Annotated in this window: 13 protein-coding genes; 3 read left to right on the top strand and 10 right to left on the bottom strand. The window is 71.0% G+C overall.

All coding sequences use genetic code 11. From position 1 onward, the window contains the following. Positions 1-8: 8 nt before the first annotated feature. Positions 9-521 carry an acyl-CoA thioesterase gene (locus ACZ5L9_RS12155; protein ID WP_464528000.1) on the bottom strand — a complete coding sequence of 171 codons (513 nt, stop codon included), beginning with the start codon at positions 519-521 and terminating at the stop codon, positions 9-11. Positions 522-545: 24 nt separating this feature from the next. On the opposite strand from ACZ5L9_RS12155, the gene ACZ5L9_RS12150 reads away from it, so the two are divergent. Continuing rightward, positions 546-1,859 (top strand): LCP family protein, encoded by a 1,314-nt coding sequence (locus ACZ5L9_RS12150; protein ID WP_464527999.1) that lies wholly within the window; start codon positions 546-548, stop codon positions 1,857-1,859. After that, on the top strand, positions 1,856-2,737 hold the full coding sequence (locus tag ACZ5L9_RS12145; RefSeq protein ID WP_464527997.1) for a crotonase/enoyl-CoA hydratase family protein: 882 nt from the start codon (positions 1,856-1,858) through the stop codon (positions 2,735-2,737). Before ACZ5L9_RS12150 ends, ACZ5L9_RS12145 begins: the two co-directional genes overlap by 4 nt. 52 nt (positions 2,738-2,789) lie before the next feature. On the opposite strand, the gene ACZ5L9_RS12140 is transcribed toward ACZ5L9_RS12145, so the two are convergent. From ACZ5L9_RS12140 to ACZ5L9_RS12115, 6 genes are read right to left on the bottom strand one after another with little or no spacing between them, the layout of a single operon-like run. Continuing rightward, the gene (locus tag ACZ5L9_RS12140; RefSeq protein WP_464527995.1) at positions 2,790-3,275 is read right to left on the bottom strand and encodes a gluconokinase; all 486 of its coding nucleotides are present in this window, start codon (positions 3,273-3,275) and stop codon (positions 2,790-2,792) included. 14 nt (positions 3,276-3,289) lie between these two features. Next, entirely contained in the window at positions 3,290-4,048 is a 759-nt protein-coding gene (locus ACZ5L9_RS12135; RefSeq protein ID WP_464527993.1) for a dienelactone hydrolase family protein, read from the bottom strand. A gap of 45 nt (positions 4,049-4,093) precedes the next feature. Then, positions 4,094-5,653, bottom strand: coding sequence for a serine/threonine-protein kinase (locus ACZ5L9_RS12130; protein ID WP_464527991.1), 1,560 nt, complete (start codon positions 5,651-5,653; stop codon positions 4,094-4,096). Between the two features lie 32 nt (positions 5,654-5,685). Then, on the bottom strand, positions 5,686-6,777 hold the full coding sequence (locus ACZ5L9_RS12125) for a branched-chain amino acid aminotransferase (protein ID WP_464527989.1): 1,092 nt from the start codon (positions 6,775-6,777) through the stop codon (positions 5,686-5,688). A 38-nt stretch (positions 6,778-6,815) separates the two neighbouring features. Then, positions 6,816-7,862: a 3-isopropylmalate dehydrogenase gene (locus ACZ5L9_RS12120; protein WP_464527987.1), complete on the bottom strand. Its 1,047-nt coding sequence runs from the start codon at positions 7,860-7,862 to the stop codon at positions 6,816-6,818. 10 nt (positions 7,863-7,872) lie between these two features. Next, positions 7,873-7,995 (bottom strand): hypothetical protein, encoded by a 123-nt coding sequence (locus ACZ5L9_RS12115; RefSeq protein ID WP_464527986.1) that lies wholly within the window; start codon positions 7,993-7,995, stop codon positions 7,873-7,875. Between the two features lie 277 nt (positions 7,996-8,272). Here ACZ5L9_RS12115 and ACZ5L9_RS12110 point away from each other — a divergent pair, with 277 nt between their 5' ends. Then, positions 8,273-8,842: an O-methyltransferase gene (locus tag ACZ5L9_RS12110; RefSeq protein WP_464527984.1), complete on the top strand. Its 570-nt coding sequence runs from the start codon at positions 8,273-8,275 to the stop codon at positions 8,840-8,842. A 99-nt stretch (positions 8,843-8,941) separates the two neighbouring features. Here the strand turns inward: ACZ5L9_RS12110 and efeB are convergent, their stop codons facing one another. From efeB to efeU, 3 genes are read right to left on the bottom strand one after another with little or no spacing between them, the layout of a single operon-like run. Continuing rightward, complete coding sequence (gene efeB, locus ACZ5L9_RS12105; protein WP_464527982.1) at positions 8,942-10,222, bottom strand: iron uptake transporter deferrochelatase/peroxidase subunit; 1,281 nt, start codon at positions 10,220-10,222, stop codon at positions 8,942-8,944. Continuing rightward, positions 10,222-11,463: an iron uptake system protein EfeO gene (efeO, locus tag ACZ5L9_RS12100; RefSeq protein WP_464527980.1), complete on the bottom strand. Its 1,242-nt coding sequence runs from the start codon at positions 11,461-11,463 to the stop codon at positions 10,222-10,224. Before efeO ends, efeB begins: the two co-directional genes overlap by 1 nt. Then, positions 11,444-12,967, bottom strand: a complete 1,524-nt coding sequence (efeU, locus tag ACZ5L9_RS12095) for an iron uptake transporter permease EfeU (protein ID WP_464527978.1) — start codon at positions 12,965-12,967, stop codon at positions 11,444-11,446. The genes efeO and efeU overlap by 20 nt, the downstream gene beginning before the upstream one ends. Between the last annotated feature and the right edge of the window lie 78 nt (positions 12,968-13,045).

Raw genomic sequence — 13,045 nt, 5'->3', positions numbered from 1 at the left:
GCTCGCGCTCACCCACCGTTCGATCGGCCGCGGAGGATCTCCTCGCGCTTGGCCAGGCGGTGGGCCCTCCGGATCTCGGCCTCGCGCCAGCGCCGGCGGTCGGCCTCGCTCTCCAGGAGCAGCTGCGGCACCTCGCGCGGGCTGCCGTCCGGTTGCAGGGCGACCATCACGAAGTAGGCCGAGGCCACGTGCAGCCCGGTCGCGGTCGGGTCGCTGTGCGGCTGGGCCTCGATCCGCACGCCCACCTCGAGCGAGGTGCGGCCGACCCAGTTCACCTGCCCGTACGTGTGCACGATGTCACCGACGTGGACCGGCTGCAGGAACGCCATCTCGTCGAGCGCCGCGGTGACGGTCTGCCCGCCGACGTGACGAGCACTCACCGCACCCGCCGTGGAGTCGGCGAGCTTGACGATCTCACCGCCGTGGATGTTGCCCGCGAGGTTCGCCTCGATGCCGCGCATGATCACCGCGAGCGAGACCTGCCCGTACGAGGTGGGGCGACTTGGAAGCGGTCCCGTCATGGCTCGCACGGTACCGTCTGGCCCATGCCTGACCAGTACGACTGGCTCTTCGGAAAGGGCTCGGGCAAGAAACCCGAGCCCTCCGAGTCGACTCCTCAGGAGCGTCCCGAGCCGACCCAGCCGCGCCGTACGCAGCCCACAGCACCGACCGAGCCGCCGCAGGACGCCACCCGCGCGATCCCGATCGAGCGGCCCGATGCCAAGCACCAGCGCGCCGGCCAGGCGTACGCCACGTACAACGCGAGCAGCGGCAACCGCCCACCGACCCCGCCCACTCCCCCGCGGATCGCCCCGACGCCCGACGGCGGCGACGGCGGTAGTGGCGGCACGACGTACGGCGGCGGTCGCGGACCGCTCGGCTGGCTGCCGCGGTGGCGCCCCCGCTTCCGGCCGGTCCGGCTGGTCCTGCTGCTGATCGTGGCCTGGATCGCCTACCTGATCCTGGTGCCGATCTTCGCCTGGAACAAGGTCGACCACGTCGCCTTCGCGCCGACCGGCGCTCGCCCCAGCGACCAGCCCGGCACCACGTACCTCATGGTCGGCAGCGACTCCCGCGCGGGCCTGACCGCGAAGCAGCGACGCAAGCTCTCCACGGGCGACGCCGCGGGCCAGCGCACCGACACCATCATGCTGCTGCACACCGGCGACGGCCCCAACCTGCTGATGTCGATCCCGCGCGACTCGATCGTCCCGATCCCGGGCCACAGCCCCACCAAGATCAACGCCGCCTTCGCGTGGGGCGGCCCGCAGCTGCTGGTGAAGACGATCGAGCAGAACACCGGCATCAGGATCGACCAGTACGTCGAGATCGGCTTCGGCGGCCTGGTGAAGGCGGTCAACGCCGTCAACGGCATCACGATCTGCCCCAAGGACGCGATGAAGGACCCGCTGGCCGGGCTCAACATCAAGGCCGGCTGCCAGACCGCCAACGGCGCCACCGCCCTCGGCTACGCCCGGTCGCGGCACACCCAGGCCCTCGGCGACCTCGGTCGCGCCCAGCACCAGCGTGAGGTCGTCTCCGCGATCGGCCACAAGGTCGCCTCGCCGGCCACGGTGATCAACCCCTTCCGCTACTGGAAGCTGATGCACTCCGTGCCCTACCTCTTCACCTTCGGTGACGGCATGTCCAAGGTGAAGGCGGCCGAGTGGGCCAGCGCGATGACCCATGTCAACGGCGACAACGGCCTGACCTGCGGGATGCCGATCTCGGACCTGGCCGTGCACTGGGACCACGACCGCGCGCTCAAGCTGATCAACTACATCAAGACGGACCACACGGCGCAGATCCCCGACTCGCTGTGCACGCCGTCGGGCCTCCCGAAGTCGGTGACCGGATGACCACTCCCTCCTATGAGACGCTCACCCTCGAGGTCGACGCCGACGGCGTCGCGATCCTGACACTGAGCCGACCGGACTCGCTCAACGCCTTCGACCTGACCATGGCGGCCGAGCTGCGGCGCTTCTTCGAGACCGACGCCTACGACGACGCCATCCGCGCCGTCGTCGTCACCGGCGCCGGCCGGGCCTTCTGCGCCGGCATGGACCTGTCGGCCGAGGGCAACGTGTTCGGGCTCGACGAGACCCTGGACCCGACGCCCGAGTCGCTGCGCGAGAACTTCGCCGATCCCGCCTGGGAGCGCGGCGTACGGGACACGGGTGGCCTGGTGACCCTGGCGATCCATCGGCTGCCGAAGCCGGTGATCGCCGCGATCAACGGCGCGGCGGTCGGCATCGGCGCCACCATGACCTGCGCGATGGACATCCGGCTCGCCTCCACGGCGGCGCGGATCGGCTTCATCTTCGGCCGGATCGGCATCGCCCCGGAGGCCTGCTCCTCCTACTTCCTGCCGCGGATCGTGGGCACCGCCCAGGCCCTGGAGTGGGTCTACTCCGCTGACATCCTCACCGCCGAGCAGGCGCTCGCCGGCCGGCTGGTGCGCAGCGTGCACGAGCCCGACGAGCTGGTCGCGGCGGCGCAGGAGCTGGCGCGGTCGTTCGTGAAGGGCCGCTCCGCGGTCGCCCTCGGCCTCGCCAAGCAGCTCGTCACGCGCAACGCCGCGGCGAGCGGCCCGCTGGAGGCACACCTGGCCGACTCGCTCGCGATGTGGCACGCCTCGGTCGGTGACGGCAAGGAGGGCGTCGCCGCCTTCCTGGAGAAGCGGCCCGCCGTGTTCACCGGCAAGGCCTCCGAGATCCCGCGGATCTTCCCGGACTGATCGGTCCGCGACGATCGCCCGAGCCGGCTGTGCCCGGGTCGGGTGTCCCGTCTCAGCGGGCGCGCAGCGCGTCGTACGCGCTGGCGACGATCTCCTCGACCGTCCCGCTCACGTCGACCGTGAGCCCCGGCTCGTCCGACTCGAGCGGCTCCAGCAGCGCGAGCTGCGAGGCCATCAGTGACGCGGGCATGAAGTGGCCGGGCCGCTCGGCCTGACGCTGCTCGATCGTCTCGTCCGGGGCGACGAGGTGGAGCATCAGCGCATCCGGGGCGACGGCGCGGATCCGGTCGCGGTAGACCCGGCGCAACGCGGAGCAGGCCACCACGCCCGACTCGCGGGTGGCCAGCCACTCCCCGACCAGGTCGAGCCACGGCCAGCGGTCCTCGTCGGTCAGCGGGGTGCCGGCCGACATCTTGGCGATGTTCGCAGCCGGATGGAGGTCGTCGCCGTCCTCGAACGGCGCGCCCAGGCGGGCGGCCAGCGCCGTGCCGACGGTCGACTTCCCCGAGCCGCTGACGCCCATCACGACGATGCGCATGTACCGCGGCCCGCTCAGCCGAGGGTGCGCTCGAAGAGCGCCTTGAGCTCGGCCCGGTAGCGCTCGTAGCTCGGCTCGTGCCACGAGGACGTGTCGCTCATCGTGTAGCCGTGCGGGGCGTCGGGGTAGATCGCGCTGGTGTACGCGGCACCGACGGCCTCGAGGGCGCGGTCGAGCGCGACGGCGTGCTCCGGGGTCATCGACTGGTCATGGTCGGCGTGGCCGTAGACGTACTCCGCCCGACCGGTGAGCGTGGTGTGCGGGCTCTGCTCGTCGTCGGTGACCAGGCCGCCGCCGTGGAAGCCACCGACGGCCACGATCTCGCCCGGGAACTGGCCGGCGGCGCGGGTGGCGAGGCGTGCTCCCATGCAGTAGCCGACGGTGCCCAGCTTGGCGCCGGCGGCACCGGCCTCGGTGAGCAGCTCGCGCAGCGTCGCGACGTAGGCGGCCGTGTCGACGGCGGCCTTGTCCGGCGTCAGGTTGCCGATCAGAGTCATCAACCCGGCGGTGGCGAAGAAGCTCTCCCGGCCCACCGGGTCGCGCAGGTCGACCTTCGGCCGCAGGGACTCCGCGTCGACGTCGCGGTAGAAGACGTGGGGGGCGAGGACGAGGTAGCCCCAGGAGGCGATCTCGTCTGCCATCTCGGCGATCCGCGGGCGCAGGCCGAAGGCGTCCATGAAGAACAGCACGCCACCCTTCGGGGTGCCCTGCGGTCGGGCGACATACGCCTCGGTGGTGCCGTCTCCGGCGGGGGTCTCGATCAGCTCAGCCACGCCCAGACGGTATCCGACGGCCCCGTGGCGCTCGTCGCCGGTGCGCTAGAACGCGTCCCCGAAGGGCGAGCTGTCCCACGGCGTCCAGTCGGTGCCGTGGCCGCTGACCCGCAGCAGGAAGAAGACGCTGAGCGCCGCGACCATCACGGCGGTGAAGCCCCAGACGCCCAGCCGCCTGGCGGGCGGCGTGGTCAGCCTGCGCATCGGGCCTCGGACGCGACCGGCACCGGGGCCGCTGGCCAGCATCACGGTCAGCACCACACCGCAGACGAAGAGCGTGATCGTGGGGCTCGCGGCGACCGCGTAGCAGAGCAGCCCGGCGGCGACGGCCAGGCCGCCGGCCCAGAGCACCAGGACGACGGTGCTGGGCAGCGAGCGGACCAGGTGCCACGGCGTGCCGATCACGAGCCGTGGCCCGTCGTGCCACCGCGCGCCGCGCTCCGAGCGGCGACTCTCGTGGACCGAGCCGGCCAGCGACAGGCCGCGCAGCAGGGTGACCAGCGCGAGCGAGACCCCGAGCGTCGGCACCGGCGCGGCGGCGAAGCCGGCTCCGGCCAGGACGACGAGCAGGAGCCACAGGACCGTACGGCGCGCCCGAATCGCCCCGCTCTCCCGCGGGGCCTCGACCAGGGTCTGGTCGGGAGCGACCAGGGTGGGATCGGCGGGGACGAGCGTGCGGTCGTGCTCGCGAGCCTCCTCCGTGCCGGCGCCGCCCCGCCAGGAGAGGGGCGCCGTCAGGGCCGGCTCCTCGTCCTCCCACGGAGCGCCCACGGTCGCGGGCTCCGGCTCCGGCTCCGGCTCGGGCGCGGGCGCGGCCAGCGGCCTCGACGGGTCACGGAACCACGCCTGCAGCTGCGCCACCGTCGGGCGCCGTGCCGCGTCCGGCGAGAGTGCCTGGTCGAGCACGTCGCGCAGGCCGGGCTCGATGCCCGCCAGGTCGTGCTCGCCGCGTCGGGCACGGTCCATGATCGCGGCCGACGGGCCCCGTCCGTACGGCGGGCGTCCGGTGGCGGCGAAGGCGACGGTCGCCGCCCAGGAGTGCACGTCGGCGGCCGGCGAGGCGTCGTCGCCACGCAGGATCTCGGGCGGCAAATAGCCCGGGGTCCCGAGCAGCCAGCCGGTGTGGGTGATCCTCGGGTCGTCGGCGACCCGGGCCAGCCCGAAGTCGATCAGGACGGGCGTACGTCCCTCCATGATCACGTTGGACGGCTTCACGTCGCGGTGCAGCACTCCCCCGTCGTGCACGGCGGCGATGGCGTCGATGAGACAGCGGCCGAACCAGCGCAGGTCGCGGCCGGTGATCGGTCCCTCCTCGGCGATCTCGTCGTGCAGCGAGCGGCCCGGGACGTAGCGCATCACGACGTAGGGCACGGGTCCCCACGGATCGGCGTCGATGATCTCCGCGACCCAGCGCGAGCGCACCCGGCGCAGCGAGTCGACCTCGCGCTCGAGGCGTCGGCGGCCCTCCTCGTCGCCCACCACCTGGGGGCGCAGCACCTTCAACGCCACCCGCTGCCCAGTGGGCTCGTGCCGGGCGAGATGGACGATGCCCATCCCGCCCTCACCGAGCACGCTGAGCAGCGTGTAGTCGCCGATGGAGTTCACGGCGTGAGGCTATCCGTTGTGCGTCGAGGCGCTCAGCCGACGATGCGGTGCATCCACCCGTGGGTGTCCTCGGCGCGACCGAACTGGGTGTCGACCAGCGTCTTGCGCAGCTCGGTGGTGACCGGCCCGGCCTCCGTGGTGACCGAGCCACCCTCCCAGAGCAGCTCACCGACCGGGGTGATGACGGCGGCGGTGCCGCAGGCGAAGATCTCGGTGATCTCACCGCTGACAACACCGTCACGCCACTCGTCGATCGCGACCCGGCGCTCCTCGACCTTGAGGCCACGCGCCGCGGCGAGCTCGAGGATCGAGGCGCGGGTGATGCCCTCGAGGATGGTGCCGGTCTCCGGGGTGACGAGACGGCCGCCACCGTGGCCGTCCCCATAGACGAAGAAGATGTTCATCCCGCCGAGCTCCTCGATGTACTTCCCCTCGGAGGCGTCGAGGAAGACCACCTGGTCGCAGCCCTGGGCGTACGCCTCGGCCTGCGGGGCGAGCGAGGAGGCGTAGTTGCCGCCGGTCTTGGCGGCTCCCATGCCGCCGCGTCCCGCGCGGGTGAACCCCTCGGAGAGCCACAGCCGGACCGGCTTGACGCCGCCCTTGAAGTACGCGCCCGCCGGGGAGGCGATCACCATGAACGTCACGTGCTGGGCGGCACGGACGCCGAGGAACGCCTCGGAGGCGAACATGAACGGGCGGATGTAGAGCGACTTCTCGTCGCCCTCGGCCGACACCGGCACCCAACGCTCGTCGACCTTCACGAGCGCGTCGACGGCGGCGACGAAGTCGTCCACCGGCAGCTCCGGGAACGCGAGCCGCTGCGAGGAGCGGGCCATCCGGGCGGCGTTCTGCTCCGGTCGGAACGACCAGATGGAGCCGTCCTCGTGACGATAGGCCTTCATCCCCTCGAACGTCTCCTGCGCGTAGTGCAGGACGGCGGTCGCGGGGTCGAGCGAGATCGGGCCGTACGGCTCGATCCGGCCGTTGTGCCAGCCCTGCTCCGGAGTCCACTCCAGTACGAGCATGTGGTCGGTGAAGTACGTGCCGAAGCCCGGCTCGCCGAGGATCTCGGCGAGGCGCTCGTCACTGACCGGGTTCGTGCTGAGGTGGGTGGTGATCTCCATGCGGGCGGGGCCTTTCAAGCGGAGCTGGTGGGAGACGGTCAGATCAGGGCGGCGATGGCGTCGCCGACCTGAGCGGTCGTCCGCGGCTCGGAGCCGCGCGACTTCAGGTCGGACAGGACGGCCTCGTCGATCTTGGCGGCGGCGTCCGCGTGACCGAGGTGGTCGAGCAGGAGCGCGCCGGAGAGGATCGCCGCGGTGGGGTCGGCCTTCTGCTGGCCGGCGATGTCGGGGGCCGAGCCGTGGACCGGCTCGAACATCGACGGCGAGGTGCGGTCGGGGTTCACGTTGCCCGACGCCGCCAGGCCGATGCCGCCGGTGATCGCGGCGGCGAGGTCGGTGATGATGTCGCCGAAGATGTTGTCGGTGACGATGACGTCGAAGCGCGCCGGGTCGGTCGCCATGAAGATCATGACCGCATCGATGTGGAGGTAGTCGACGGTCACGTCCGGGTACTCGGCCGCGACGTCCTGGGTGATGCGCCACCACAGCGAGCCGGCGTTGACCAGCACGTTGGTCTTGTGGACCAGGGTGAGCTTCTTGCGGCGCTTCTGCGCGCGGTTGAAGGCGTCGCGGACGACGCGCTCGACGCCGTACGCCGTGTTGACGCTGACCTCGGTCGCGACCTCGGCCTTGGTGCCGGTGCGCATCGAGCCACCCTGGCCGGTGTAGAGGCCCTCGGTGCCCTCACGGACGACGACGAAGTCGATCTCGCCCTTGTCGAGCACGGCGTCGCTCAGCGGAGAGACGGCGCCCGGGAAGAGCTTGGAGGGGCGCAGGTTGACGTAGTGGTCGAGTTCGAAGCGGAGCTTGAGCAGCAGACCGCGCTCGAGGATGCCCGGGGGCAGGTTCGGGTCGTTCGGCTTGCCGCCGACGGCGCCGAGCAGGATCGCGTCCTGGCCGCGGACCTCGTCGAGGACCGACTCCGGCAGCACCTCACCGGTGCGCAGGTAGCGCTCGGCGCCGAGGTCGTAGTGCGTCTTGTCGAACTGGACGGGGGACGCGGCCTCGAGGACCTTGAGTGCCTCGGCGGTCACCTCCGGTCCGATGCCGTCACCGGGGATCACTGCGAGCTTGAGGCTGGTCATGGGCCACAGATTAGTTGTCGTCGGGGCGAGGCCCGTCACTGGTCCGCAGATCGATTGCGGACTGCAGGGTCTCGTGGTGCAGAGGGCTGTCCGGGTTGTTGCGGGAGGGGCCCCACTCGATCAGCTGGTTCATCGTCTTCTCCGGTTCTCTCAGGGTGTGACACGAGGTGGCTGAGAGGCCGGTGCTGCTTTGTTCGGGCCACCGCATCGGGGTGGCCTCTCTTCAGCGAATGCTGGAAGCCCCGACGCGGCACATGGCTACGAAAGCCACGGCTACGACGGCCGTAATAAGGGCGAGGGCGGCGAACATGGGCACGATGCTACGGGTCGGTAACACCGTTGGGAAGCACTATTTCCCGACGATCGTCCAATATTCGGGATCAGCGCCCGACATGAGAGACGCTTGAGGGGTGAGCACACCCCCAGACCTGCCGGAGATCGTCACGCGAGCGTTCGACGTGTCCCGCCGCGCCGGGTACGTCTCGTTCTGTCGCAACGAGACGGGTCGGCTCCTGGCGATGCTCGCCGCCACCCGTACGGGCACGATGGCCGAGCTCGGCACCGGCTGCGGCGTCGGCACCGCCTGGCTGCGCTCGGGCGTCCGGGGCGAGAGCGCCCGGATCGTCAGCGCCGAGCTCGACGCCCGGCTGGCGACGTTCGCCACCGAGATCTTCGTCGACGACCCGCTGGTCGAGGTGCTGGCGGTGGACTGGTCCTCGCTGCGCGACCGCGGCCCCTTCTCGCTGCTCTTCCTCGACGCCGAGCTGCCGGGTGACATCGGCGTCGACAGCATCGCCGACTTGGTCGAGCCCGGCGGCGTCGTGGTGCTCGACGACCTGCAGCCCTGCGAGCAGTGGCCACCGCTGTCGTACGGGCGCGTCGACGCGTTGCGCGAGCAGTGGCTCACCGACGAGCGGTTCACCGCCGTCGAGGTGATGGTCGCCTCCGGCACGTCGGTGCTGATCGCCACCCACCGCTGACCCGGCGCTCACCCCTCCGACCGACGGGAACGACGACCGCCCGACGCCAAGGCGGGCGTCGGGCGGATCGCGGTCGGTGGAGCTACCGGCTGGGCTCGCTCAGGCGAACAGCGCCTCGGCCAGGTAGTGCCCCTTCTCCGGTGCCGGCGGGACGGCGAAGCTCGCCGAGCCGACGTGGGAGATGTACTCGTTGAGCTTGTCCGAGCTGCCGAGCCTGGTCTGCAGCGTCACGAAGCTCGCCGGATCGTGCATGTACGCGATGAAGAGCAGGCCCGCGTCGAGGAAGCCCAGCTCGTTGATCCCGTCGGTGAAGTTGTAGCCCCGGCGCAGGATCTTCACGCCGTCGTTGTTCTCCGGCGCGGCGAGCGCCACGTGCGAGGTCGGCGGGATGACGAGTGCGCCGTCGGCCTTCTTGGTGAAGTCAGGGGTGTCGAACTCCGCCGTGCCGGACAGCGGCGCCCCGACGTTCTTCGTACGCCCGAAGGTGTCCTCCTGCGTCGCGATGCTCCCGGAGTCCCAGATCTCGATGTTCATCTCGATCTTGCGGGCCACCAGGTAGGTGCCGTCCTTCATCCACTCCTGCTCGCCCGCGGCGACCGCGTCGGCGCCGACCCACACGTGGTCGGTCAGATCCTCGGGCTCCTTGACGTTGCGGGTGCCGTCCTTGAAGCCCATCAGGTTGCGCGGCGTGACCTGACCCTTGCCGGCCGAGGCGCGGCCGAAGCCCAGCACGGTCCAACGGGTGTTGACGGTGCCGCGTCCGATCCGGGCGAGGTTGCGGATCGCGTGGTAGGCCACCTGCGGGTCGTCGGCGCAGGCCTGCAGCGACAGGTCGCCGCCGGTCAGCTCGGGCCTCAGCCGGTCGCTGGGCAGCACCGGCAGGTCGGCGAGGTGCTGCGGCTTCTTGTCCGCGAGGCCGAAACGGTCGTCGAAGACGCCCGGGCCGAGCCCGACGGTCACGGTGAGGGCCGCCGGGTCCAGGTTGTACGCCTCCCCCGTGTCGGCGGGCACCCCGATCGGGGTGGCCGGCTCCACCGTTCCGACCGGGAGACCGGCCTGTAGCTGGGCGATCGCGGCCGACCACCGGGCGAGAAGCACCTGGAGGTCCTGCTTGCTGGTGGTGGTCAGGTCGAAGGTCATGAAGACCGTGTGGCGCTGCGGCGGCGTCTCGATGCCGGCCTGGTGCCCGCCGGTGTAGAACTCGTGGGTGACGTTGAGGTCGACCAGGTCACCGTCGTCGGTGGCCGGGATGTCGACGCCCGTCTCCGCGCTCGCGCGTCCCCCGGCGAACCCCGCTCCGACGGCGACGATCGCACCGGCCCCCACGCCGGCGCCCTGGATCAGGCGCCGGCGCGACGTGCCCATGTGAGGGGCGTCCATCAGGCGGTGGCGACCTTCTCGGCCAGGTGCGACAGGGAGTCCTGGAGCGCCTGGACGCTCTGGCTCAGCTTGTTCGCGTCGGTCTTCTTCAGCTCCGCGGTGTAGCGCACGTAGCCGCCGATCTCGCTCGGGTCGCGGTAGGTGTCGAGCAGCGCGTTCACGGTGTCGAAGCGCTGACCGATCGTGTCGGTCAGGGTCGCGTCGACCTCGGTGAGGCCGTCCTTGAGGTAGGCGAATGCCTGCTGGGCGCCCTCGACGTTGGCGGCGAAGTCGACCAGGTCGATGTGGCTGTACTTCTCCTCCTCGCCGCTGATCTTGTTGGCCTGGACCTCCTCGAGCAGGCCGGCGGCGCCGTTGGCGAGGTCCTCCGGCTTGTAGGTCAGGGTCTTGGAGAGCTCGGCGAGCTTCTTGACGTTGGTGGTCAGCTCCGCGGCCAGCTTCTTCGTCGAGGCGGTGATCTTCTGGTCGGCGAAGATATCGCGCTCGACGGCGTGGAAGCCGTGCCAGCCGACGGCCGGGTCGAGGTTGGAGGCGCGCATGTCGACGAGGTAGTCGAGGTTGCCCTTGTTGGAGGTCGGGTCGGCGCCGGGCAGCAGGAAGCCGTCCACGTCGGACTCGATCTTCTCGTAGAACGGGCGAGCCACGCCGTACTGCTTCTGCGCGGCCTGCACGTCGCCGGAGTCGACGTCCTGCTGCAGCTTCTCGACCGCCGCGACCATCGCCTCGACCTGGGTGGTGACGTAGCCCGCGTACTGCTTGGCGCCGTCGGCGAGCAGGGTGGCGGCGCCGCCCGTCGGGGATGCGCTGGCCTCACCGGTGACCTTGAAGTCGGTGGTCTCGGTCGTCGCACCGGGGCAGTAGAGCTGGTAGGCGCCGCCGCCGAGGGTGAGGGTGAACGACGCGGCCGGCAGGCCGGGGGCCAGCGACTCCTTCTCGCCGATGATCTTCTGGTCCTGCATCAGCTCGAACTCGGTGAGGCCGGTGGCGCTCTCGTTCTTGACCGTGAAGGTGACCGGCCCGGCCGGGACCTCGGTGACGGACGGGGTGCACGTGTCGCCGTCGGCTCCGGAGGCCAGGACGACGTCGACCGTGGTGACGCCGTTCTTCACGGCGGCCGCGGTGGCGTCGCCACCGGTCGCGGAAGTGGTGTCGCCGTCGTTGCTGCTGCCGCAGGCGGCGAGGGCACCGAGGGAGAGCGCAGCGACGAGGCTGACGGCGGCCTTACGTGAGGCTGTCGACATGGGTGGTGTTTCCTTCCGTGACGGACGCCGAGCCCGAACCGGGGCGGCGGGTGGAGCGAACGCGGTATGCCTGCACGAGCAGGAGGAGTGCGGCGGCGACCAGCGCCACCGGGACCCAGCGGGTCCAGAGCTGACGGTCGTGAGCGATCGCCCGGGCCTGGCCGACCGCGGCGGCCGCCTGCTCCGCGTGGGCGGGATCGACGTTCCAGCTGGCCGCATCGATGGTCATCACGCGCGGCGAGGTGAGCCCGCCGCCGCTGAGGGTGAGCACCAGCGAGCCGGTGGTCTGGGCGTCGACCAGGCGGTCGTCGTACGTGGTCGCCGTGACCTCGGTCTTGTCGCTCCACGCGGCCTGGTAGGGGCCCGGCGCGGTGTGGACGTCGAGGCCGACCGGCACGCGGTTGCCGGTGTAGGTCATCAGCGTGGTGATGTCGAGGGTGCTGGGGTGCTCGCCGTTCGGCACGCCGGTCCACGTGGTGCTGCCCTGGGTGTCGCCGCCACGGTCGAGCTCGATGCTCTTCCCGTCGGCGGCCAGCACAGCGGTGTCACCGTGGATCGCGATGCTCGCCTCGCCGCCGCCCTCGAGCGGGGCGGTGGCGGGCAGCTGTGCGGTCGGCGTGACGACGGCGAGCGGGAGCACGATCGCTGCCACGATCGCGCTCAGGGCACCGGCGATGCGGAGTCGCTGGGCCAGGGCGTGGCCGGGACGGAGCCGCGCCGGGGTGAAGGTCAGAAGCATCATCGGGATCAGGTACGCCGCCCAGGCGAGCACCTCGATGACACGCGGGTCCTGCGGGATGCCGAAGACGCCGCTGAAGATCGCCGAGCGGATCGAGCCGCTCGGCGCCAGCCACGCCAGGTCGACCGTACGGTCGCGACCGACGGTGACCCAGCCCGCCTCGTGGGCCGTCCGGAAGGCGTTGAGGACCAGACCGGCGGCGACCAGGATGAGGAAGAAGCCGGTGATGGAGAAGAAGCGCTGCAGGTTGAGCCGCACGCCACCCTTGTAGATGCCCCAGCCGAGGCAGACCGCGACCACGATGCCGAGCACGGCGCCGAGCAGGGCCAGCGGCGCGCTGCCGGCAGTCTGGATGGTGGCGAGGAGGAAGACCGAGGTCTCGAAGCCCTCGCGCAGCACCGCCAGGAAGGCCATCACCGCGAGCGCGGTGGTCGTGCCGTTCTTGAGCGCGTCGGTGGCTGCGGACTCGAGCTCCTTCTTCATGGTGCGCGCATGCGTGCGCATCCAGAAGATCATCCCGGTCACGAAGACCACGGCGATGGCGCCGATGACGGTCTCCATCGCCTCCTGCTTGGCCTGCGGGAGGCCCTGCTCGATCGCGCGAAGGATGAGTCCGACGGCGATGCTCAGGCCGACGCCCGCCGAGATGCCGATCCACAGCCCACGCAGGCTCGCACCGTTGCGGCGCAGGAAGGTGGCGAGGATCGAGACGATCAGCGCGGCTTCGAGCCCCTCACGGAGACCGATGACGAAGGTGGGCAGCACACTCGGAGACTACCTTAGGTAAGCCTTACCGATATAGGCCTCGAGTCACATCTGCCCGGCGCGATCAGGTCCGGATCA

This window comes from Nocardioides sp. JCM 18998 (assembly GCF_055391535.1).
Note: the sequence above shows the minus strand (reverse complement) of the source record. Positions and strands in the feature narration are given on the sequence as shown.

Bases quoted from the DNA above. Each gene is read 5' to 3' on its own strand.
- ACZ5L9_RS12155 (WP_464528000.1), bottom strand. From the start codon at position 521: ATGACGGGACCGCTTCCAAGTCGCCCCACCTCGTACGGGCAGGTCTCG.
- ACZ5L9_RS12150 (WP_464527999.1), top strand. From the start codon at position 546: ATGCCTGACCAGTACGACTGGCTCTTCGGAAAGGGCTCGGGCAAGAAA.
- ACZ5L9_RS12145 (WP_464527997.1), top strand. From the start codon at position 1,856: ATGACCACTCCCTCCTATGAGACGCTCACCCTCGAGGTCGACGCCGAC.
- ACZ5L9_RS12140 (WP_464527995.1), bottom strand. From the start codon at position 3,275: ATGCGCATCGTCGTGATGGGCGTCAGCGGCTCGGGGAAGTCGACCGTC.
- ACZ5L9_RS12125 (WP_464527989.1), bottom strand. From the start codon at position 6,777: ATGGAGATCACCACCCACCTCAGCACGAACCCGGTCAGTGACGAGCGC.
- ACZ5L9_RS12120 (WP_464527987.1), bottom strand. From the start codon at position 7,862: ATGACCAGCCTCAAGCTCGCAGTGATCCCCGGTGACGGCATCGGACCG.
- ACZ5L9_RS12115 (WP_464527986.1), bottom strand. From the start codon at position 7,995: ATGAACCAGCTGATCGAGTGGGGCCCCTCCCGCAACAACCCGGACAGC.
- efeB (WP_464527982.1), bottom strand. From the start codon at position 10,222: ATGGACGCCCCTCACATGGGCACGTCGCGCCGGCGCCTGATCCAGGGC.
- efeO (WP_464527980.1), bottom strand. From the start codon at position 11,463: ATGTCGACAGCCTCACGTAAGGCCGCCGTCAGCCTCGTCGCTGCGCTC.